The organism is Campylobacter showae, from assembly GCF_004803815.1.
Taxonomy (GTDB): Bacteria; Campylobacterota; Campylobacteria; order Campylobacterales; family Campylobacteraceae; genus Campylobacter_A; species Campylobacter_A showae.
This window is the reverse complement of sequence record NZ_CP012544.1, coordinates 1074250-1094408: the sequence shown is the minus strand read 5'-3', so window position 1 is coordinate 1094408 and position 20159 is coordinate 1074250. Positions and strand designations below refer to the sequence as shown.

Annotated in this window: 20 protein-coding genes; 10 read left to right on the top strand and 10 right to left on the bottom strand. The window is 42.9% G+C overall.

Features of this window, described 5'->3' with window-relative positions; all coding sequences use genetic code 11:
* Positions 1–137: 137 nt before the first annotated feature.
* Both acpS and fliL read right to left on the bottom strand, forming a co-directional pair.
* A complete protein-coding gene (gene acpS / locus CSHOW_RS05345; protein WP_004321390.1) occupies positions 138–491 on the bottom strand; it encodes a holo-ACP synthase in 354 nt (117 codons plus the stop codon).
* Positions 488–1021 (bottom strand): flagellar basal body-associated protein FliL, encoded by a 534-nt coding sequence (gene fliL / locus CSHOW_RS05340; RefSeq protein ID WP_004321393.1) that lies wholly within the window; start codon positions 1019–1021, stop codon positions 488–490. Before fliL ends, acpS begins: the two co-directional genes overlap by 4 nt.
* A 187-nt stretch (positions 1022–1208) precedes the next feature.
* Between fliL and CSHOW_RS05335 the strand changes: the two genes are divergently transcribed.
* The 7 genes from CSHOW_RS05335 (at position 1209) to CSHOW_RS05305 (ending at position 7737) form a co-directional block, all read left to right on the top strand.
* Positions 1209–1877 (top strand): hypothetical protein, encoded by a 669-nt coding sequence (locus tag CSHOW_RS05335; protein ID WP_004321397.1) that lies wholly within the window; start codon positions 1209–1211, stop codon positions 1875–1877.
* Between the two features lie 81 nt (positions 1878–1958).
* Positions 1959–2321, top strand: coding sequence for a hypothetical protein (locus CSHOW_RS05330; protein WP_004321399.1), 363 nt, complete (start codon positions 1959–1961; stop codon positions 2319–2321).
* Between the two features lie 386 nt (positions 2322–2707).
* A complete protein-coding gene (gene ybaK / locus CSHOW_RS05325) occupies positions 2708–3181 on the top strand; it encodes a Cys-tRNA(Pro) deacylase (RefSeq protein ID WP_004321402.1) in 474 nt (157 codons plus the stop codon).
* A gap of 67 nt (positions 3182–3248) precedes the next feature.
* Positions 3249–4649: a phosphomannomutase/phosphoglucomutase gene (locus CSHOW_RS05320; protein WP_004321405.1), complete on the top strand. Its 1401-nt coding sequence runs from the start codon at positions 3249–3251 to the stop codon at positions 4647–4649.
* Between the two features lie 3 nt (positions 4650–4652).
* A complete protein-coding gene (locus CSHOW_RS05315) occupies positions 4653–5996 on the top strand; it encodes a mannose-1-phosphate guanylyltransferase/mannose-6-phosphate isomerase (RefSeq protein ID WP_004321407.1) in 1344 nt (447 codons plus the stop codon).
* Positions 5997–6007: 11 nt separating this feature from the next.
* Positions 6008–7129, top strand: a complete 1122-nt coding sequence (locus CSHOW_RS05310) for a glycosyltransferase family 4 protein (protein WP_004321410.1) — start codon at positions 6008–6010, stop codon at positions 7127–7129.
* The gene (locus CSHOW_RS05305) at positions 7126–7737 is read left to right on the top strand and encodes a sugar transferase (protein WP_004321413.1); all 612 of its coding nucleotides are present in this window, start codon (positions 7126–7128) and stop codon (positions 7735–7737) included. The genes CSHOW_RS05310 and CSHOW_RS05305 overlap by 4 nt, the downstream gene beginning before the upstream one ends.
* Before the next feature lie 50 nt (positions 7738–7787).
* Here CSHOW_RS05305 and CSHOW_RS05300 read toward each other — a convergent pair whose 3' ends face one another.
* The 3 genes from CSHOW_RS05300 to radA form a co-directional block, all read right to left on the bottom strand.
* On the bottom strand, positions 7788–8735 hold the full coding sequence (locus CSHOW_RS05300) for an acyltransferase family protein (RefSeq protein ID WP_004321415.1): 948 nt from the start codon (positions 8733–8735) through the stop codon (positions 7788–7790).
* A gap of 359 nt (positions 8736–9094) precedes the next feature.
* Positions 9095–9349: a hypothetical protein gene (locus tag CSHOW_RS05295; RefSeq protein ID WP_004321418.1), complete on the bottom strand. Its 255-nt coding sequence runs from the start codon at positions 9347–9349 to the stop codon at positions 9095–9097.
* Between the two features lie 47 nt (positions 9350–9396).
* Complete coding sequence (gene radA / locus CSHOW_RS05290; RefSeq protein ID WP_004321420.1) at positions 9397–10737, bottom strand: DNA repair protein RadA; 1341 nt, start codon at positions 10735–10737, stop codon at positions 9397–9399.
* Positions 10738–10911: 174 nt separating this feature from the next.
* Here radA and brnQ point away from each other — a divergent pair, with 174 nt between their 5' ends.
* Together brnQ and CSHOW_RS05280 are read left to right on the top strand one after the other, a co-directional pair.
* On the top strand, positions 10912–12243 hold the full coding sequence (gene brnQ, locus CSHOW_RS05285; protein ID WP_004321421.1) for a branched-chain amino acid transport system II carrier protein: 1332 nt from the start codon (positions 10912–10914) through the stop codon (positions 12241–12243).
* A 41-nt stretch (positions 12244–12284) separates the two neighbouring features.
* Positions 12285–12467, top strand: a complete 183-nt coding sequence (locus CSHOW_RS05280; protein ID WP_171992809.1) for a hypothetical protein — start codon at positions 12285–12287, stop codon at positions 12465–12467.
* Positions 12468–12827: 360 nt separating this feature from the next.
* Here the strand turns inward: CSHOW_RS05280 and CSHOW_RS05275 are convergent, their stop codons facing one another.
* Complete coding sequence (locus CSHOW_RS05275) at positions 12828–14372, bottom strand: inorganic phosphate transporter (RefSeq protein WP_002947675.1); 1545 nt, start codon at positions 14370–14372, stop codon at positions 12828–12830.
* A gap of 130 nt (positions 14373–14502) precedes the next feature.
* On the opposite strand from CSHOW_RS05275, the gene CSHOW_RS05270 reads away from it, so the two are divergent.
* Positions 14503–14940, top strand: a complete 438-nt coding sequence (locus CSHOW_RS05270; RefSeq protein WP_002947676.1) for a GatB/YqeY domain-containing protein — start codon at positions 14503–14505, stop codon at positions 14938–14940.
* A 383-nt stretch (positions 14941–15323) separates the two neighbouring features.
* On the opposite strand, the gene CSHOW_RS10645 is transcribed toward CSHOW_RS05270, so the two are convergent.
* From CSHOW_RS10645 to CSHOW_RS05250, 4 genes are read right to left on the bottom strand one after another with little or no spacing between them, the layout of a single operon-like run.
* The gene (locus CSHOW_RS10645) at positions 15324–16586 is read right to left on the bottom strand and encodes a methyl-accepting chemotaxis protein (RefSeq protein WP_002947678.1); all 1263 of its coding nucleotides are present in this window, start codon (positions 16584–16586) and stop codon (positions 15324–15326) included.
* Between the two features lie 10 nt (positions 16587–16596).
* Positions 16597–17100, bottom strand: a complete 504-nt coding sequence (locus CSHOW_RS05260) for a PAS domain-containing protein (protein WP_002947680.1) — start codon at positions 17098–17100, stop codon at positions 16597–16599.
* Positions 17101–17124: 24 nt separating this feature from the next.
* Positions 17125–18372 carry a type II secretion system F family protein gene (locus CSHOW_RS05255; protein ID WP_002947682.1) on the bottom strand — a complete coding sequence of 416 codons (1248 nt, stop codon included), beginning with the start codon at positions 18370–18372 and terminating at the stop codon, positions 17125–17127.
* A complete protein-coding gene (locus CSHOW_RS05250; protein ID WP_002947684.1) occupies positions 18369–20126 on the bottom strand; it encodes a GspE/PulE family protein in 1758 nt (585 codons plus the stop codon). The genes CSHOW_RS05255 and CSHOW_RS05250 overlap by 4 nt, the downstream gene beginning before the upstream one ends.
* Positions 20127–20159 lie beyond the last annotated feature (33 nt).

The following is a 20159-nucleotide window of genomic DNA, read 5'->3' as shown; positions in this document are numbered from 1 at the left end:
AGGCTTGGACAAAAACAGTATCAAATTTGGCTTGCGTTTGTCGAGCAAAACAGGGTTTATAGAGGTTGTTAAATTTGGCTAAACATGATTTGATTTAGCGGTAAATTTCAGCCCATATCCGAGCTAAATTTAAAAGTCTAATCCGCTCTTTGCAGTATCGCAGCGGCGATAGCAAAGCCTCCGTCGTGACTGATGGTGATTTGCGCGTCTTTTAGGTTAAAGTTTTTGATGATTTTTTCTGAAAGCTTTACTTTGGGGGCGTTTTTGTCGTCTTTGTAAATTTGAGCGTCAAAGAATGAAAACTCGGCCGAGATCCCGCAGCCAAGAGCTTTGCTGATAGCCTCTTTAGCTGCGAAAAATCCCGCTATCGTAGCGTCCGTTTTTGCGATATTTATCTCGTCGTCGCTTAAAAAATATCTCAAAAAATCCTCGCCTCGTCGCTCTTTAAGCCTTGAGATTCGCGAGATCGCTACGATATCTATGCCGATCATTGCACCACAAAGTCGGTAAAGTAGATGTTTTTTATGTGACCGTCGGCCAAAACCTCGTTTAGGCGGTCGACTATCTCGTCTTTTAGGCGATTTTTGCCTTTTTGAGTGCTTACCTCTTCGTACGTTTTAGATGATAGTGTAGAAACGACGATATCCCTTATTAGCGGCTTTTTCTTGTCGATTTCCGGTGTTAACGTATCGGCGCTAAGCTCTAGATCAACTTTTGTTTTTAGGTATCTCGAACCGCTTTCGCTAAGCAAATTTACGATAAACTGATCGAGCGGATAAACCGGGCCCATATTTACATAGTCGTTTGAGCGCTTGCCTGCCGTATTTTTAGGTGCTGCGGCTTGGACTTGCTCGGTTTGAACCTGTGCCGTTTGCGCTTGCGCATTCTCTTCATTGCCGCCCATTAGTAAGAACGCCAAAAGTCCGCCGACCACCAAAAGAAGCAGTAAAATAACAATGATGATGATGAGAACCAGCCCGTTTCCCTTTTTGCCTTGATTTTCTGAAATTTCTTCAGCCATATATTCTCCTTAAATTTTTAAATATAATTATATCTTAAATTTTCTTTTTCCCAAAACAATGCATTTTGGAGCCTTGAAATGCTTAATTTTTTGAGGCATTTTATTTTTTAAATTGTTAAATAGCAACCATTATTAGCATACTATTCCTAGCATTTTCTGTGCCAAAGTATATTTAGCTTTTAAAGTAATGGCTAGAAACCGTATAGTAAATAAGTTAAAATCCCGCATACCTTATCTAGGCAACAACCAAGCCCTAAAAAACCACATAGCAAATGCGCTAAGAAATGTGGGCGATCTAAGCGTAGTGATTAGAAATATCGACGCTATCCCTAAAGAGAATATGGATAGCCTAACAAAAACAGGTCTTGAAAAATTCAAAACCGAAATAATTCCCGAAATAAGGCAAATCATAAAAGAAACGCAAGGTGAAACGGCCGAGCAAGGAAGTAAGCTAGAGCAAGCAGAAGCAAAACAAGAAGTCGTAAAGGGCGAAGGCTGGACGATGAGAGACGGCGGCTCGGCAAAACAATACGCGCGGCATAAATTTGAAGTCGAGAAATGGATAAACGATTTAAGCGGCGTATTAAGCGACGAATGGATAGCAAATTTAAAGAGCCTAGCGTTAAAGCATCCCGAAATGTTTAAAAGCGAGGCGGACGTATTTCGCGTGATCAAAGAGATAAAAGACAACCCGACGCATTTTTTTAAGAATAACATAGACGAAAACGCTTTGATGGTAAAACACCTAGACGATAAAAAAGTAGGCGAGATAGGCGTCAGAAAAAGCGATGGTCAAATAGTTCACGTCACAAAAAACAATAAAGATAAGAGAATAAAAGAGCTTGAAAGAAGGTAAGATAAGCTTTTAGGGAACACCGAGCTAGAAAAAGCGACCGGTCGGCGCGCCTCAACCGACACTCCGGTCGAAAGCCGGACGATGGCTACCGCAAATAAAGCGGGGTCGGTCGCTAATGTAAAACGGCAGACGGCTGGGACATCCACGCTCCCAACACCTTTAAGCGCCGCCGATAAAACTGCGCTAAAGCAGGACGCAAATTCCGCTGGCGAGGCGTATTCGTCTGCCACTGATAGTATTATATCACAAAATCCCGCCGATCGTCTAGTAGAAAAGATAATAGAACTAGACGATGCCGAAAAAATCGGCAATATACTACAAAAAACCATCATCAGCAAAGACATCTCTACAAAAACGAAGCTTGCGGCGATCAATGCGGCAAAAAGGCGACTAGTCGCTATAACTGCCAAGAATACGCAAAAAGACGATAAGAAGCAAAAATAAAAGGGCGGATAAATCGCCCCTACTCTGCTAGATTTAATAAAATTTTTCCGATTTTCCCCAAATTGTGTATATTTTGACACTATTTGTCTCCAATATGCCCCAAAACTAGGTAGATTTGACACTGCACCTTGAGCAATAATTGCCCTAAACCATACAAAAGGAGCAATTATGGCAATCACAAGTACGGGCTATCAAGCCCCTGCAACATCTAGACAAGGCTTAAAACCTTCGGTCTACGACAAAATCATTTTAATATACTTGTTCACGGCTGGCAATACCTTGTGTGCTTTTAAATGTTATTTTTTGTTTATTGGTTTATCACTTATACTGTTTTTTAAGAACTTATGTTATATTTATGCCATAAATTTTTTAAAAATAGGAAAGCAATGGTACATAAAACAAATGCCGCGAGGTTTCTGGACGGCAAACATATCCCATACGAGCTAGTTGAATACGAAGTGGACGAAAGCGATCTGAGCGCCGTTCACGTAGCTGCCGTTTGCGGCGAGCAAATAGAAAAAATATATAAAACTATCGTCTGCGAATGCGAGCCTAGAGGCTACGTCGTAGCGTGCATACAGGGCGATTTGAGCTTAAATTTAAAGGCTCTGGCTAGACTTAGCGGGCATAAAAAATGCGAGCTTTTAAACTTAAGAGAACTTGAAAAAGTGACGGGCTACATCAGGGGCGGCTGCTCGCCCATAGCGATGAAAAAGGCGTTCGAGACGTTTTTTGATGAGAGGATTTTAAAGCAAGACTACGTCTATGTAAGCGCCGGCGTGCGAGGAAAACAGATCAAAATTGCGCCTCAAAGCTTGATAGAAGCTATCCAAGCAAAGCTCGGAGACGTCGCCGTTTAGTAAAATTTAACCCAAAAATGCTAAAATACACCGTCTTAAAATAAAATAAATTTATAAAGGTAAAATTTTGATAGACGAAATTTTTAGAGAATACGATATACGCGGTATTTACGAGCGCGATCTAAATGAAATCAGCGTCAAAGCGATCGGGTTAAATTTGGGTCGAGGGATGCTACGCCGAGGCGCAAAAAACGTTAGCGTAGGATATGACGCTAGACTAAGCGCGAATGAGATTTTCGGCTGGCTGGTTAGTGGGCTAAATTTGGCCGGTATGAAAGTCTACGATATTGGCTTGCTACCGACTCCGGTTGGGTATTTTAGCGTGTTTTCAGACAAATTTGACGCAAATATAATGATAACCGGTTCTCATAATCCAAAAGAGTACAATGGCTTTAAAATCACGATTTTTAAAGATAGCTATTTTGGTGAGGATTTGCAAAAGTTAAAAATCGCCGTACTGGCTGATATCACGGCAAAAACGAAAATACCGGATGATCCGAGGGCTGAAAAATTCGATATCGCGACGCCTTATAAAAATTTTCTTATAGAGCAGTTTGGGCATCTAAAAGCCTTACCGCTTAAAATCGTCATCGACTGTGCAAACGGCGCAGTTGGAGCAGTGCTACCCGAAATTTGTGAGGCGTTAAATTTGGATGCGAAAATTTTATACCCCGAGCCCGACGGAAACTTCCCAAACCATCATCCAGACCCTAGCGAGGAGAAAAATTTAAGCGATCTAAAGGCCGTGCTCAAGGGCGAATTTGACATAGGATTTGGCTTTGACGGCGACGGAGACCGCATCGCGGTTCTGACCAAAAAACGCAACATAAAAGGCGACGAACTAGCCTATCTATATAGCCTTGCGATGAAAAATCCGCGAGTTCTCGGCGAGGTCAAATGCTCGCAAAATATGTACGACGAGATCGACGCTCACGGCGGTAAAAGCTTCATGGGTAAGACCGGTCACAGCAATATCAAAAAGGCGATGAAAGAGCTAAATATCGACATGGCGGCCGAGGTGAGCGGGCATATTTTCTTTAAGGAGAGATATTTTGGCTTTGACGATGCGACATATGCGATGTTTCGCGCGCTAGAGCTGGTTGCAAAGGGCTTTAACCTAGATGGCGAGCTAGATAAACTGCCAAAAGTTTTCAGTACCGACGAGATAAAGATAAAAACGACCGACGCACAGAAATTTAAACTAGTTACAAAGCTAAAAGAGGTTTTGGTTGGAATTTACGAAAATGGCGACGCGCAAAATTTGCTAGCAGGCCTAGGTAAAATAGCCGAAATCATCGACATAGACGGAGTTAGGGTGAGATTTGAGGACGGTAGCTGGGCGCTAGTACGAGCCTCAAATACGACGCCTGTTATCGTTACGAGATTTGAGACCAAGGATCAAAATTTACTGGCGCGGCTTCAAGAAACATTTTTAAATTTGGTCGAAAATTTAAAGCAAAAGGCGTAAAAAATGACAAACGTTATACTTTGCGGAGGTTCGGGCACGAGGCTTTGGCCGTTGTCGCGAACGCTAATGCCAAAGCAATTCATTAGGCTTTTTAACGGAAAATCGCTCTTTGACCTTACGCTTAGACGCAACGTGCACGCGCAAAAAACGATCATCGTTTGCAACGAGGCGCACTACTTTTTGGCGCTTGACGAATGCGGTAGTAAAAAAATAGATAAATTTATTCTTGAGCCATTTGGTAAAAACACCGCCGCGGCGATTACGTTTGCGGCGCTTTGCTGCGATGGGGACGAAATTTTGCTCGTTACACCGAGCGATCATTTAATTGAGGATGAGACTGAATACAAAAAGGCTCTTTTGATCGCGCAAAGCTATGCAAACCAGGGCTTTTTGGTGACGTTTGGCATAAAACCTAACGAACCAAACACGGGCTACGGCTACATCAAGGCCGATAAAAACGGCGACGTAGAGCGATTTATCGAAAAGCCAAATTTTGAAACCGCGACGAAATTTATAAAAGAGGGCGGGTATTATTTTAACAGCGGTATGTTTTGCTTTAAGGCGGGCGTGTTTTTGGGCGAGATGAAAAAATATGCGCCAAGTATCGTAAAGGACGTTGCGGCGGCGATAGAGGGCTCGGCAAACGAGCCTTGCCTGCTAAAAATAAGTCCGAATTTTATGGATAAGATCGAGGATATCAGTATCGACTACGCCCTAATGCAAAAAAGCTTAAATATCAAAATGGTGCCGCTGGATGCGGGCTGGAGCGATATGGGCAGCTTTGACGAGCTGAGTAAAAAGATAAAAAACGAGGGCGAGTCGCTACAAATCGGCGCGAGCGAAAATTTCATTCTAACTAAAAAACCGACCGCGCTCGTGGATGTGCAAAATTTGCTCGTAGTAGACACCAAAGACGCGCTTTTGATCGCTAAAAAAGGCAGTTCGCAAAAGGTAAAAGAGGTTTATAAGCACTTTTCAAATTCATTGCCTGAAATTTGCGAAACGCACACGAGCGTGTACCGTCCGTGGGGTAGCTACGAGGTGCTAGGCGAGGGTAGCGGCTACAAAATGAAAAAGATAGTCGTTAAGCCTGGTAAAAGACTGAGCTTGCAAAAGCATTTTAAAAGAAACGAGCACTGGGTCGTCGTAGAGGGCGAGGCGCTAGTAACCATAGATGATAATGAGATGCAAATAAAACGAAACGAGTCTATATATATAAAAAAAGGACAGACTCACCGTCTGGAAAACGCCACAAACTCAGACCTCATCGTCATAGAAGTACAAACGGGCGAGTATCTGGGTGAGGACGATATCGTGCGCATCAGCGACGACTACGATAGAAAGTAGCGGCGGAGCGGATGAAAAAAGCTCTGGTTTGCGACTGGCTGGAAACCTATGCTGGAGCTGAGCGTTGCGTGCAGAGTTTTACGGATATTTGGGACGATTTTGAGATTTTTAGCCTTGTTGATTACCTTAAATTCGACGATAGGCAAAAGATTTTAAATGGCAAATTCGCTCGAACCAGTTTTATTCAAAATTTACCGTTTGCAAAGAGCAAATTTAGGAGCTATTTGCTGCTTTTTCCGCTAGCGATAGAGCAGTTTGATCTGAGCGAATTCGACGTCGTGCTGTCTAGTTCGCACGCCGTAGCAAAGGGCGCTCTGACGCACTCAAACCAGCTTCATATAAGCTACATACACACTCCGATGCGATATGCTTGGGATATGTATTTTGACTATTTGCGTCAAAACGGACTAGAACGCGGACTAAAAGCGGCGCTAGCTAGATATTTTTTACATAAAATTCGCCTGTGGGATATCGCCGCGGCAAACAGGGCCGACGTTTACGTCGCAAATTCAAATTTTATCGCTCGCCGCATACGTAAAATTTACGGCAAAGATGCCGCCGTGATCTACCCGCCTGTCGATACTGCAAATTTTAAATTAAACGAAAATAAAGAGGACTTTTACGTCACGGTTTCAAGGATGGTGCCTTATAAAAAGATCGATTTAATCGTGCGCGCCTTTAACGAAAGCGGCAAAAAGCTAGTCGTCGTGGGTGACGGCGAGCAGATGAATGAAATCAGAAATATCGCCAAAAGTAATATTGAAATTTTAGGCTTCAGGGGTGCGCGCGAGACTGCGGAGCTGATGGGTAAGGCAAAAGCCTTCGTATTTGCTGCCGTAGAGGATTTTGGTATAGCGCCCGTGGAAGCTCAGGCCTGCGGTACGCCAGTCATCTGCCTGGGTAAGGGTGGCGCGAAAGAGAGCGTGATAGACGGCATCACGGGTGTTTATTTTAGCGAGCAAAACGAAGCTAGCCTAAACGAAGCAGTGGTAAAATTTGAAAAAATAAGAGACGAATTTGATCCGCAAGCGATCAGGCAAAATGCGCTAAAATTTTCAAAAGAGCGCTTTGAGCGAGAGATAAAGCGGCTCGTAGAGGATAGCTACGAGAGATTTTTAGAGGGCGAGCTATGAGTCTGCGCTCTAAAATTTTGCTAAAAGCTGTGATTGATTATGCTATTGTTATCGCTAGTGCGCCGATTTGGCTTGCGGTCGTCACCGTTATAGCAGCAGTCATAAAGATAAACGAGCCCGGCGAGAGCGTATTTTTCAAGCAAAAGCGAATAGGGCGCTTCGGCAAGCCGTTTAGCTGCTATAAATTTAGATCTATGCATAAAAATTGGCGTAAAATTTTAGACGATTATCTTGCACAAAATCCCGCAGAGGCCGAGCATTTTGCCAAATTTCACAAATACGAATTTGATCCGCGCATAACAAAAGTCGGCGGATTTATCAGGCGTACTTCGCTTGATGAGTTGCCGCAGCTTTTTAACGTTCTTAGGCTTGAGATGAGCCTGGTCGGACCGCGTCCGTATATGTTTTACGAAAAAAAACAAATCGGTAAAAATTTAGGCAAGATAACAAGGGTCAGGCCGGGGCTTACGGGGCTTTGGCAGGTGAGCGGCAGGAATGAAATTCCATTTGACGAGCGAGTAAAAATGGAGTGCGCATATGTCGATAATCTTTCGATTTTTAGGGATTTTTTGATACTTGTTCGTACGATTTTCGTGGTTTTAAAATAAATTTAATTCGCGATATTTTCGTACTTTTCTTAAAAATTTCGATACAAATTTTATTGCTTTTTAAATCTTATTTTATTTATTTTTTTCTCTATGAAATAAAAATTTACGAATCCAAACATGACCGAACCGACCGTTACAAATGCCAAATTTACATTACCCAGCAAAAGCTGGCTGAGCCAAATAAAAAGAAAATGGCTGATAAAAATCGCATATGAAAGCGAGCCCGCGATCTCGTTAAATTTGAGCTTAAATTTAAACTTCTCATGCGCTAGAACGATGGCCGCACCGATCAAGTATCCAAGCATCGTCTCTGCGCCAAAAGCGCTAAATTCGTGCGAGTAAAAAAGATAGCCCGCCAGTGCTACTACTGCTGCATAAAAAACGGCGAGCTTACCAAGCTCTTTTTGATAGATCAAAAATCCCGTATAAAACATAAAAAATACGCCGCAAACAAGCCTGTATCCGTAAATGTCGGCGTTTATAAAGCCTAAATTTGCCGCTGCGTAAACGCCTAGTGAACCAAGGGCTAACGCGTAGCCCAGCCGTCTAAATTTGATCGCTAGCACGAGCAGGGCATATGCCTGAAGCTCGGCTCCTAGCGACCAAGCCGGAGGTATGATGAAATTTAGCCCCACGGGCGCGTCTATGACGGAGACGTCGAGCCAAAAAAAGTAGTTTAGAGGTACGATAAGCGCATTTAGAAGCAAGTTTTTTGCATTAAAATGCGGCTGCAGATACGACGTCGCGCAAAAAAATAGCACCGTCAGCGCAAACGCAAAGAAAAATGCGGGATAAATGCGTAAAAATCTATCTTTTATGAAGTAGCTTATTTGTGCGTTTTTCGGTGCGATTTTAATAAAGACTTTTGATGTGACGAGTCCTGCTAGGATATAAAAAATCACGACTGCAAAGACGCCGATGTTTTTGCCCGCCAGTCCTATACCAACGTGTGATAGTAGCACGAAATACGCTAAGATAAACCTAATATAACCAAACATTTTTTTCCTAGTTTTTGTTTTTTACGGCATTTTGCGGCTATGCCTAGCTGGATTTTTCGGCGCGATTTTTTCGCAAATTTCGCCGCTTTGCTCTTTTGGGCCGCGACCGTCGTAATCTGCTAAAAACGGCGCCTTTTGCCGAGCTTTATTGCGCAAAGGCGATTGTTGCCTTTTTTAGCCGGATAGCTATGTAAAATTCGCCGCCCGTATTTATATTTTGCCCAAGTATGAATAAAATTTAAACATCTTAAGTTTTGCCGTTTTTGCGTTTACTTTGGTTTTGATTTTACCGTAAATTTAAGCGTTTTGGGCTTTTGTGCCGGATTTAAATTTTGAAGCAATTTAAAGTAGTGGTGAATTTAAAAATCTCCGTCGTCGCCGAATTTAACGCTAGAGCCTAAAATTTGGCAAACCAAGTCTAAAATTTCTAAATTTACCTCGCTCGCGTATTCGTCGATAACCTTAAAAACTTCTTGCCTTACGTCTAAATCGCCGTCCGCATGAGCCGCTGCATAGGTCTCCTCGGCGATTTTAGCTAGTGTAAAAGTATCGATATCTCTTTGTCTCATCGCTGTTTTTAGCGTTTTTGATAGCTTCCATTTTAGATTTTCCATGTTTTTTCCTTTTGCGTTTTTGCGGAGCGGGTTTTGGCGGCAAAATTTTACATCCACTCCAAAACCTGCGTGATGTCGCCTGCGACGAAGCATTTTAGCCCTTGTGCGTCAAGCGGCTTGCTTGGTACGATCGCGTTTTTAAATTTCTGCGTTTTGGCCTCTTTTAGGCGCTGATCGAGGTTAAATATCTCGCGAATCTCGCCGTTTAAGCTAAGCTCGCCCATAAATACGCTCTCTTTGCTGATCGGACGATTTTTAAAGCTGGAAATGATCGCCGCGACCACGGCTAGATCGGCCGCAGTTTCGCTGATCTTGACGCCGCCGCTCACGTTTATAAAGACGTCGTAGTGACCCAGCGGTATTTCGAGCTTGCGCTCAAGTAGCGCTAGTAGCATATCTAGGCGGTTTTTTTCGTAGCCAGTGGAGCTGCGTTTAGGATACGCGCTCTCGCACACGAGCGCCTGGATCTCGACGCTAAGCGCGCGCGAACCCTCCATCGTGATCGTGATCGCCGAGCCGCTAGTAGCCTTGCCTCGCGTGAAAAATTTGCCCGCGACATCGTTGGCGCTGATTAGTCCGTTTTCGCTCATCTCAAAAATCCCCACTTCGCTAGTCGAGCCGAATCGATTTTTAAACCCTCGTAGCATACGCAGCTCTCGGCTGGAGTCTCCCTCGAAATAAAGCACCACGTCCACCATGTGCTCCAAGATACGCGGCCCTGCAATCGAGCCGTCTTTTGTGATATGCCCGATGATAAAGACGCATATGTTTTCATTTTTGGCTAGGCGCATGAGCTCGAAAGTGATCTCGCGCACCTGCGATACGGAGCCTGGTGCGGAGGCGATTTTTTCGCTGTAAAGCGTCTGTATAGAGTCGATGACGAGGATTTTGTACTCGTTTTTGCGCACTTCGGCGAGGATGTTTTCTAGTAAAATTTCCGTGAGCAGAAACAACCCGTCTTTGACCGCGTCAAGGCGCTGGGCGCGCATTTTGATCTGGCTTGCGCTCTCTTCGCCGCTCACGTAGAGCGTCTTTTTGCCTTGGGCGGCGAAATTTGACGCGATTTTTAGTAGCAAGGTGCTCTTGCCGATGCCGGGACTTCCGCCGATTAGCACTAGCGAGCCCTCCACGACGCCGCCGCCAAGAACCAGGTCAAGTTCACTATTTTCCGTGCTGATACGCGTGACTTTTTCGATCTCGACCTCGCTGATTTGCTTTGCGAGACTCGGTTTTGCAGAGCTTTTTGATATCTCTTTTAGCGTTTCTATTTGCTGCGCATTTAGCTCTAAAAAGCTATCCCAAGCCCCGCATTGAGGGCATTTGCCGACCCATTTGCTCTGCTGATTACCGCAGGCTTGACACTCAAATACGGTTTTAGTTTTCGCCATTTTTTTCCTTTTCGCGATTATACTTTAAAATGTTTAAATTTTACTCCCGCCGCGCGGTTAAATTTCAAATCGAAACACGCGCGAGCGAAAAATAAGTAAATTTAACTCAAATCAACGAAAATTCAACTTTATCTAAATACAATTTGCCAAATTTAAAACTAAAATGGAGCGAAAATGAAACAAAAGCTTAGCAAAAATCAGTTTTTAGTCATCTCGCTCACGCTTTTTGCCATGTTTTTCGGCGCAGGGAACTTCATATTTCCGCCGAATTTGGGGCGAGAGGCTGGGCAGAATTTTTACGTCGCGATCATGTTTTTTTGCGCTACGGCGGTGCTTTTGCCGGTGCTTGGCGTCGCAGCGATCGCTAGAGCAAAAGGGCTTCAGAGCCTAGTGCGCCGCATAGATCCCGTGTTTGCAGTGGTTTTTACTGCGCTTTTATACCTCACGATCGGGCCGCTTTTTGCCATACCTCGCGCGGCAAATATGCCTTTTGATATCGCTGTTAAGCCGTTTATTTCGGCTGAAAATTTGCAAATTTGGCTATTTTTCTACTCGGCGGCGTATTTTGCGTTAAATTATTACGTCTGTATGAATCCGTCAAAACTAGTCGATCTACTCGGCAAATACCTCACTCCGCTGCTTTTGGCGCTTATTTTGCTGCTTTTTGGAGCGGGATTTTTGTTCCCGATCGGCGAGTTCGTCGCTCCTAGCGGAGACTATGCACAGCATGCTGCGGCTAAGGGCTTTGTAGAGGGCTATCAGACGATGGATGCGCTAGCTTCGCTGGCGTTTGGTATCATCGTGATAAACGCTATCAGAACCGTGGGCGTAAAAGATGAGCGCCACCTGGTTTCATCGACGATAAAGGCAGGCATGACGGCGGGCGTGATTTTGATGTCGATTTACTTGATGCTGGGCTACTTGGGTGCGACGTCGGCGGAGCTGTTTAAAGACGCGCCGGAGATCAACGGAGCCGAGCTGCTATCTCGCATCAGCGGTCATTATTTCGGCAAGGCAGGCGTTTTGGTGCTGGGTTCTGCGTTTTTCCTAGCTTGCATCACGACGACGCTGGGGCTCATCAGTTCTGCTAGCGAGTACTTCGAGGAGCTAACGGGCGGACGCGTCAAATACAAAATTTGGGTCGCGGCGTGGTGCTTGATCGGCTTTGGCGTGGCGAATTTTGGCCTCACGACCATTATCAAGGGCTCGATCCCGGTGCTCATCGCCATCTATCCGATCGCCATCATGCTCATCATCCTTTCGCTCATCAATCCGCTGATCGACTCGAGCAAGCTCGTCTACCGCACCTGCGTCTACGTCTGCGTGGTCGTCGGCACGATAAACGGACTTGATATCGCGGGCGTTTCCGTGCCGCTATTGACGGATCTCGTCAAAGAAATGCCGTTTTACGACTCGATGCTGGGCTGGATCGTGCCTAGTGCGGTCGCATTTGCGGTGACTTATATACTGCATCTCGTGCTAGAAAAAAGAGAAAATACTTTTTAACCGCTTGCGACAAAGCGCCGAGCTCGTAAGAGTTCGGCGCTTTGTCAAATTTACCCAGCCGTCAAATTTACCCAGCCGTCAAATTTACCCAGCCGTCAAATTTACCCAGCCGTCAAATTTACCCAGCCGTCAAATTTACCCAGCCGTCAAATTTACCCAGCCGTCAAATTTACCCAGCCGTCAAATTTACCCAGCCGTCAAATTTACCCAGCTTATTGATTTAACTAGTAAAAATTTGACTACTCTATTATGTTTACTGAATTTAATTTGCGAATACATAAATAAAAAAATAGCTTGCTAAATTTTATAAAATTTAGTTGCAAGAGCCTTTATTTGATTGTTTGAGTTTGTTGTGAAAAATCATTTGTCGTTTTTTTGGCAAGGCGGGCATTATCGTCAAGACATTAAATTTAAGCAGTCAGCCCAAAGGCTTAGATTATATAAAACTATAGTTTTAAATAGTACCTGAACGAAACTAGCTTAAATTTGCCGAGCACTGCTGTGACTTTATGGTAAAAACCAAGACTAACTTTATAAGTTTTGGCAAAACAAATCGGCCAGTTACGGCTCGCGAATAGTCGAATTTACAAGCCTAACATAGTCTTTAGAAGCATGTAAATAAGTGCTGCCGAGCCGCCTGCGATCGGTAGAGTGATAACCCAAGCAAGCACGATAGGTTTGACCATTTTCCAGTTGGCGTCGCGGTTTAGGATACCGATGCCAAGCACCGCGCCGATGAGGATGTGCGTCGAGGAGACGGGTATACCGAGCTTTGTCGCTAGCAGGATAACCGTACTAGCGGCTAGCTCGGCGCTAAAACCGGTCGTGGGTAGGATCTCGGCTAGCTTGCTACCGATCGTGGTAATGACCTCCTTGCCCAAAAACCAAAGCCCCACCACGAGCGAGATGCCAAACGTCACCATCGCGATACCAGGTACGGGTGCTGTGGCGTTTATCGAGCCTGTCTTTAGCACGTCTAGGATCGCGGCAAATGGGCCCACGGCGTTTGCGATGTCGTTTGCGCCGTGAGAGAAGGCGAACGAGGAGGCCGTAAATATCTGAAACCACGAGAAAATGCGGTTCGTGCTCTTTTCGGCATTGTCTTTTTTCATCACGTTTATCATCGCAAGCGTGGCGAGATAGGTGACGATACCGATGACGCAGATGATCCAGATCGTGCCGATAAAACCTAGGTCTAAATTTAGATGCTCAAGCCCTTTAAAAAGCATCATCGATGAGATGATGATCGCGCCGATGCCCGCTACCATCGGGATATGTTTGCGCATAGCTTTTGACGTATCGATCTCTTTTTCGCGCTCTTTCATGGCTTTGATAGTGAGCTTATATTCGCTGCGTTCGCCGCTTTCGACGTCATCCTCGTCAAGGACCGCGATCTTGCTTAGTATCCTTATCTGTTCGCTTTCGGGTTTTGTTTTTAGCTCTTGCAAATAGCGCTCTTTGTAGGCTTTACGCTCGCGTTTTAGCACCTTTAGCTCTAGGGTAAATTTACGAGTCGGGATCAAAATTTTAGATTTTATGTAGCCGTAAATAAAATAAGAAAGGATGCCTCCTAGCAGCGGCGAGATAACCCAGCTAACGGCAATCCTGCCTATCTCGCCCCAGGAGACCATAGCTAGAGCCTTATCTCCGCTCATCGTCGTAAAGCCCATCGTAAGCCCGGCGCCAACGATGCCGCCTACAATCGAGTGCGTCGTGGAGATGGGCAGACCCTTTTTAGACGCGATAAATAGCCAAATACCCGAGCTTAAAAGCGCCGACATCATAATCAGCACGAAAAGCATCGGCTCCGTGCCCTCCTGCGGGAAGCTCACTATACCTTCGCGAATGGTTTTTGTTACCTCGCCGCCGGCAAATATCGCGCCGCTAAGCTCGAAAATAGCGGCGATAACTAGGGCTTGCTTTATCGTGACGGTCTTGGCGCCCACGCTCGTGCCAAAGGAGTTTGCAACGTCGTTGCCGCCGATGTTAAACGCCATAAAGATACCGAAAATACTAGCGATACTGAAAAGCAAAAAGTGATGAGTCGGGATGTACTGATAGCCCCAAACGAAAAATCCAAACGCGGTGATTATAAAGATCGCAAATGCAAAGAGATTGTCGCTTCTCAAGCAAGTCCTTTTAAAAATTAATGGCTAATTATAACTATATTTTTCTTAAGCAAGCCAAATTTAGGCGGTTTTATTAGCTTTAAATTTTAGCTTCGTTATAATTTGCCTACTTAAATTTAAAGGAGAAAAAATGACGATTAGAGAGCAAATTTTAGAGGACATCAAGACTGCGATGAAAGAAAAAGATAACTTTCGCCGCGACACGCTAAGGCTCATAAACTCGGTCATCAAGCAAGTCGAAGTCGATGAGCGCGCCGAAATGACCGACGAAAAGGTGCTACCGATCCTACAAACCCAGATCAAACGCCGCATGGACTCTATCGAGCAGTATAAAAACGGCGGCAGGGACGATCTAGCGCAAAACGAGCAAAAAGAGATCGATATCATAAACGGCTATTTGCCAAAGCAACTAAGCGCAGACGAGCTAGAAACCCAGATAAAAGCGATCATCGCTAGCCTTGGCGAGGGCGCAAATATCGGTGCGGTGATGAAAGCAGCCAAAGAAAAAATCGGCGCTAGAAGCGACGGCAAGAGTATAAGCGAGTGTGCAAAAAGGCTGCTGGGCTAAATTTGCATTTAAATTTGACCGAATTTGCTTTGGGATTTGGTCAAATTTGAGGTGAGGGCAGGCTGGCTTTAAGTTGGTTTGACTTTATGAAATTTGAAGCAATACGGCAAATGATTGCTGTGTTTCAGTCAAATTTGGAGAGCTTGCAACATGCGTCTTGTGATTGGCGCGAAGTAAATTTGCTAAGTTTGCAATACCTAGTATAAATTTTGCTGAAGCTAATTGTGTTTATAGAGGGTTCAAATTTGCTCTAGAGTTTTTGACGATGTAAAGCTTTCAAAAATGGGTTTTGGCAAAATTTTATAGAATGGATTTTTTGGTTTAAAGTAATGCAAAAGAGCAAAATTTGAGCCAAATGTTTTTAGCTCAAATTTCGTATAACATTACTTTACACTTTCTTCTATCGTCGTGTCTATTATCTTAAAGATCTCGCCGCTTGCTTGTTTGGCTTTGGCGAATCTATCGACGAATTTTTGGATATCGTTCATATTGTAACCATTTTTTGAGTCGTCTAGGTTAGCTTTTACTAGATCGCTTATTTGTTTTGCGGGAGCGCTTGCCTTCTCGAAGCTTTTTGAATTTGCAAAATATGCCGCCGCGCTCTCGTACCATGCATTTAAATTTTGCGTTTGTTTTTGCATATTTTCGTCATCGCCTCTTTCGTTAATAACGTTTCCGTATGCGGTCTGTAGATATGTCACTCGGTTGATCTTGCCGATGATGCCGATGGTTTTGTGTTCGACGTATTTTGAGATTTTTGCGCTTTGCATCGCGCCTTGGCTAAATACATTCACAGCATCTCTAAATTTGGACACGCTCACGTTTGCTACTTGCGCTATTTGCGTGATTTTGTTGGAATTGTCGTTTAGGTCGTTTGTTTGTTGTTGCAGAGTTTGGATGTTTATGCCGATTTCGCTTGTAGCTTTTTGCGTATTTTCGGCAAGCTTTCGCACTTCGTCGGCGACTACGGCAAAGCCTCGCCCATGCTCGCCGGCACGCGCCGCTTCGATAGCAGCGTTAAGGGCGAGTAGGTTTGTTTGCTCGGCGATATCTTTGATCAAATTTACGACCGATGAGATTTCCTCGGTTCTGTGGGTTAAATTTTTAATAGCTTCGGTAGACTCTGTGATAAGGTGCTCTAGGTTGCCCATATTTTGGCTAAGTTCACTTACGGCCGACATGCTTTCGTTGGCCTTTACCGAAGTATCTTGCGCCATGGTTGAAATTTGGGTTAAATTTTTAATGCTTTGATTGAGGTCGTTTTGTACTTCTAAAATACCGTCGTTTCCGTTGCCGAGCTCGCTAAATTTTTCGGAGAGTATGCCTCTGGTTTTACCTTTTTGCCCGGCTTTTATACCCTCGACGCCCTCGCTCATGGATATGGCGTTGGTTCTAAAAAGGCCGCGAAAACCCTCTGTGAAGATATTTCTATAAGTTATCCCGCTTTCGGCCGATTTGACGCAAGTACCCATCTCTCTTTGCAGGGCTTCGATTTGATCGAGCAAATCGTTTATACCAAGTGCTATTTTGCCGATTTGAGAGTTTGGATCTATTTGTAAAATTCTAGGTTCCAAAAAGCCGTTTCTAGCTTGTTCGACCACATTTAAAATTTCATCGTAATTTACTTTTTCTTTTTTAAAAAACATGATTTTCCTTTTATAATCTTTGTAAGTCGTTCATTAGCTCGTCATAGCTCTTGTTTTTTTCTTTTAAAATATTATCAAGAAGCTTAGATGAGGCTTCCATGCCGCCGCTCTTTTCAGCTTCCAAGAGCTGCCTGTAAAGCGGGATAATGATTTCTAAGGCTTTTGGATTTGGCTTTCGTCTAACCGAATAATAACCGATAATGTTGCCGTTTTGATCAAGAGAAGCGGTAACGTTTGCAAATACCCAGTAAAATGAACCGTCAAAGCTCTTGTTTTTAACATAGGCAAAAACCTCTTTTTTATTTTTTACGTACTCCCATAAAATTTTAAAAACAACGCGCGGCATATCTGGATGCCTCACGATATTATGCGGTTTCCCGATCAACTCATTGCCTTTTGCGCCGACTATTTGAGCAAAAGGGATATTGCAATAAGTTATTTTTCCCTTTGTATCGGTTTTTGAAACTAAAAACGCATCTGCACTAACTTGACGTTCATGTAAATTATTTTGCATTTCTTTCCTTAATTGTTGTTTTAATTATCGTCCTTGAACTGCATTTCCAAGATCCCACATAGGCATAAAAATACCAAGCGCCAAAAGTATAACCATACCCGCCATAAATAAAAGCATAATTGGTTCCACATAGCTTGAAATATTATCAACCAGGTCGCTAAATTTAGCTTTGTAATAATCGGTTACTTTTTCAAGCATCGTATCTATTGCACCGCCTTTTTCGCCTGCGCTTAGCATCTGAATAAGCATACTCTCGTAAAGCTGAGTATCTCGAAAAGCTTCTGTCAAGGATACGCCTCTTTGAACAGCAATCTTGATTGTGGCAAGCTTATCGTGTATGTCTTGGTTTTCTACCGTTAAAGTTGCCGTCTCAAGGGCATCGGCAATTGGAATACCTGCTCTTACAAGCTCGGTAAAAATAAGATTAAATCTGTTCATTGTTGAGTAGAATATAATTTTATTGATTAGATAAACTTTTAGCATAAATTTATCAAATTTATATTTAAAATCATCATTTCTTTTGTATAAATATCTGATGGCGTATATTGTGGCTATAAAGCCGACTAATATATATAAACCGTAATTGCTTAATGCACTCTCAATAGAAAGAAGAATAATTGTAGGAAGAGGCAGTTTGGCGCCAAGTTGTTCAAATATCTCCCTAAATTGAGGAACCACAAATATCATCAGTATAATAAAAGCTATCGCCATAGCAGACATTACTATAATCGGATATCTGAGAGCTTTTTTAAATTTCCTCTGATTTTCCCAAACTTCCTGTAGAATATCTGATAGTTTATGTAGCGACTCGGACATATTACCTGTGCTTTCGCCAAGCTTTACCATAGCAATAACTACGTCACCAAGCTCGCCTTTAAATTTGGTTATGGCATCGGTTAGACTTTGACCTTGGTTGAGATCATCGTTTAGGGTTGCAAATATGGCCTTAAGCCTTTTGTCTTCTGTTGATTTAGATACTTCCTTGATGCTGTCGTGGATTGAAATTCCGGCATTTGTCATAACGCTTAATTGCCTAAAAGCTGCAATTAAATTATTTATTTTTATTTTTGAACCGCCTAAAAGGACCGACACCTTGCTTATCATGTCAGCAAATTGTTCTTCTAGCGGGGTACTTTTTGTTTCTCCTACTTTTACTATTACGCCGGCCTTTTTTGTTTTTGCTAAGGCCTGCGCCTCGCTTCTGTTGTTTGCTTTTAGGGTCATCTTCTGGCGACGACCGTTGGCCATATACTCAACTTCAAAAAATTTCATACCTTAGCTACCCTAAATACTTCATCTATCGTTGTTACGCCCCTTGCGGCTCTAATAATACCATCTTTAAACATATCTATAAAATGCTCTTCGTATGCTACTTTTTTTATTTCCTCTTTTGTAGTACCATTTGCTATCATCGCTGAAATTCTATCGCTTATCGGTAAAACTTCGCTTATCATCTCTCGCCCTACATAGCCCGTTTGAGAACATTGATCGCAACCGACATGTTTATAAAACTGATAATCTTGCGGCAAGAAGTCTTGAAATTGTTCATGTAAATTTGGCGGCAAAACGGTTTTTTGTTTGCAGTTTGGACATAGTTTTCTAACAAGCCTTTGGGCCTCTATCGCCACCAATGCACCGCTAATTAAATACGGCTCTATTCCCATATCGGCGATTCTGGTGACGGCGCTTATTGCATCATTTGTGTGAAGCGTCGAAAATACCAAGTGACCGGTAAGTGCAGCTTGGATAGCTATACGAAGAGTCTCTTGATCTCTGATCTCGCCTATCATTATGATGTCTGGGTCTTGCCTTAAAATGGATCGAAGAGCTGAAGCAAAGGTAAGTCCGACTTTTTCATTTACATGGACTTGCTGGATCATATTTAGCTGATACTCTACTGGATCTTCGACGGTTATTATTTTTGTCTCTACACTTTTTATATCATTTAATGCAGCATAAAGAGTTGTCGTTTTACCGGACCCAGTTGGCCCCGTCACTAATATAATGCCGTAAGGTGCTTTCATTGCTTTGTTAAATTTATCAAAAGTACTTGGATGCATACCTAAATTTTCAAGACTAATTAGAACTTTTGATTTATCCAAAATACGCAAAACTATGCTTTCACCGTGTAGTATAGGCAATGTTGAAATACGAAAATCATACTCTTTGCCGGCTACCTGAGCCGAAAAACGACCGTCCTGCGGCTTTCTTCGCTCTGCTATATCCATATTCGACAGTAGCTTCATGCGCGATACCAGGGGTGGAAAAAGGTCTTTGTCAAAAATAAAAAGCTCAGCCAACATGCCGTCGATCCTGCCTCGCACGACACAGTTTGTTGTAGTAGCTTCGATATGTATATCGCTTGCGCGACTTACTATTGAAGTTCTTAAAATCACTTCAATTAACTTAAGTATACCTGAGCTATTTTCATTTGCATTCCCGCCTACTACCGCAGTAGAGGATAGCTCCTTTCTGATCTCAGTAACTATGCCTTTTACACTATCATTTAGTTCTATTTTACTTAAATATTTATCTATTTTGGATGGATCGGTTATAACTATTTTTAAGAGCTTTCTATTAAAAATAGATTGCAGTCTATCTTGCGCAGACATGTCAAATGGGTTTTTAAAAGCAACATAAACGGCAATTTCATCTTCCTTAATAGGTAGAGCACTATAGGTTTTTAAATGATTTAAAGGAGCTTTTTCACAAAGTTTATAGTCTATATCAATATCATCTAAATCAACATATTCAAGCTTAAATTTATTTGCAATGTATTCTAAAAAATTTCTTAAATTTATTACAAAATTTTCAGTTATTTCATTAATTGTAATACGCTGTCTTCTGTATAGTTCACTAAGAACATCATATATATATTTTGTTGAAAAATTTGGTACTTCCTGTTGTAGCGCATGTTCAAAATCCGTGTTTGCCTTTAATAAAGACAATATATTTTGATGTTGGATATCAGTTATTAAATTATTTTTTAAGATGGTCGCCATAAAAAGTTCATAAAATTTATTCATTAAATACCTTTACTCTTTATTAAATAATAATGC

What these genes read in the sequence shown, in the direction of transcription:
- acpS (WP_004321390.1), bottom strand. Translation starts at nt 491, where the DNA reads ATGATCGGCATAGATATCGTAGCGATCTCGCGAATCTCAAGGCTTAAA.
- CSHOW_RS05295 (WP_004321418.1), bottom strand. Translation starts at nt 9,349, where the DNA reads ATGGAAAATCTAAAATGGAAGCTATCAAAAACGCTAAAAACAGCGATG.
- CSHOW_RS05260 (WP_002947680.1), bottom strand. Translation starts at nt 17,100, where the DNA reads ATGCAAAATAATTTACATGAACGTCAAGTTAGTGCAGATGCGTTTTTA.
- CSHOW_RS05270 (WP_002947676.1), top strand. Translation starts at nt 14,503, where the DNA reads ATGACGATTAGAGAGCAAATTTTAGAGGACATCAAGACTGCGATGAAA.
- CSHOW_RS05310 (WP_004321410.1), top strand. Translation starts at nt 6,008, where the DNA reads ATGAAAAAAGCTCTGGTTTGCGACTGGCTGGAAACCTATGCTGGAGCT.
- CSHOW_RS05255 (WP_002947682.1), bottom strand. Translation starts at nt 18,372, where the DNA reads ATGAAATTTTTTGAAGTTGAGTATATGGCCAACGGTCGTCGCCAGAAG.
- ybaK (WP_004321402.1), top strand. Translation starts at nt 2,708, where the DNA reads ATGGTACATAAAACAAATGCCGCGAGGTTTCTGGACGGCAAACATATC.
- CSHOW_RS05250 (WP_002947684.1), bottom strand. Translation starts at nt 20,126, where the DNA reads ATGAATAAATTTTATGAACTTTTTATGGCGACCATCTTAAAAAATAAT.
- CSHOW_RS10645 (WP_002947678.1), bottom strand. Translation starts at nt 16,586, where the DNA reads ATGTTTTTTAAAAAAGAAAAAGTAAATTACGATGAAATTTTAAATGTG.
- radA (WP_004321420.1), bottom strand. Translation starts at nt 10,737, where the DNA reads ATGGCGAAAACTAAAACCGTATTTGAGTGTCAAGCCTGCGGTAATCAG.
- fliL (WP_004321393.1), bottom strand. Translation starts at nt 1,021, where the DNA reads ATGGCTGAAGAAATTTCAGAAAATCAAGGCAAAAAGGGAAACGGGCTG.
- CSHOW_RS05330 (WP_004321399.1), top strand. Translation starts at nt 1,959, where the DNA reads ATGGCTACCGCAAATAAAGCGGGGTCGGTCGCTAATGTAAAACGGCAG.
- brnQ (WP_004321421.1), top strand. Translation starts at nt 10,912, where the DNA reads ATGAAACAAAAGCTTAGCAAAAATCAGTTTTTAGTCATCTCGCTCACG.
- CSHOW_RS05300 (WP_004321415.1), bottom strand. Translation starts at nt 8,735, where the DNA reads ATGTTTGGTTATATTAGGTTTATCTTAGCGTATTTCGTGCTACTATCA.
- CSHOW_RS05335 (WP_004321397.1), top strand. Translation starts at nt 1,209, where the DNA reads ATGGCTAGAAACCGTATAGTAAATAAGTTAAAATCCCGCATACCTTAT.
- CSHOW_RS05305 (WP_004321413.1), top strand. Translation starts at nt 7,126, where the DNA reads ATGAGTCTGCGCTCTAAAATTTTGCTAAAAGCTGTGATTGATTATGCT.
- CSHOW_RS05315 (WP_004321407.1), top strand. Translation starts at nt 4,653, where the DNA reads ATGACAAACGTTATACTTTGCGGAGGTTCGGGCACGAGGCTTTGGCCG.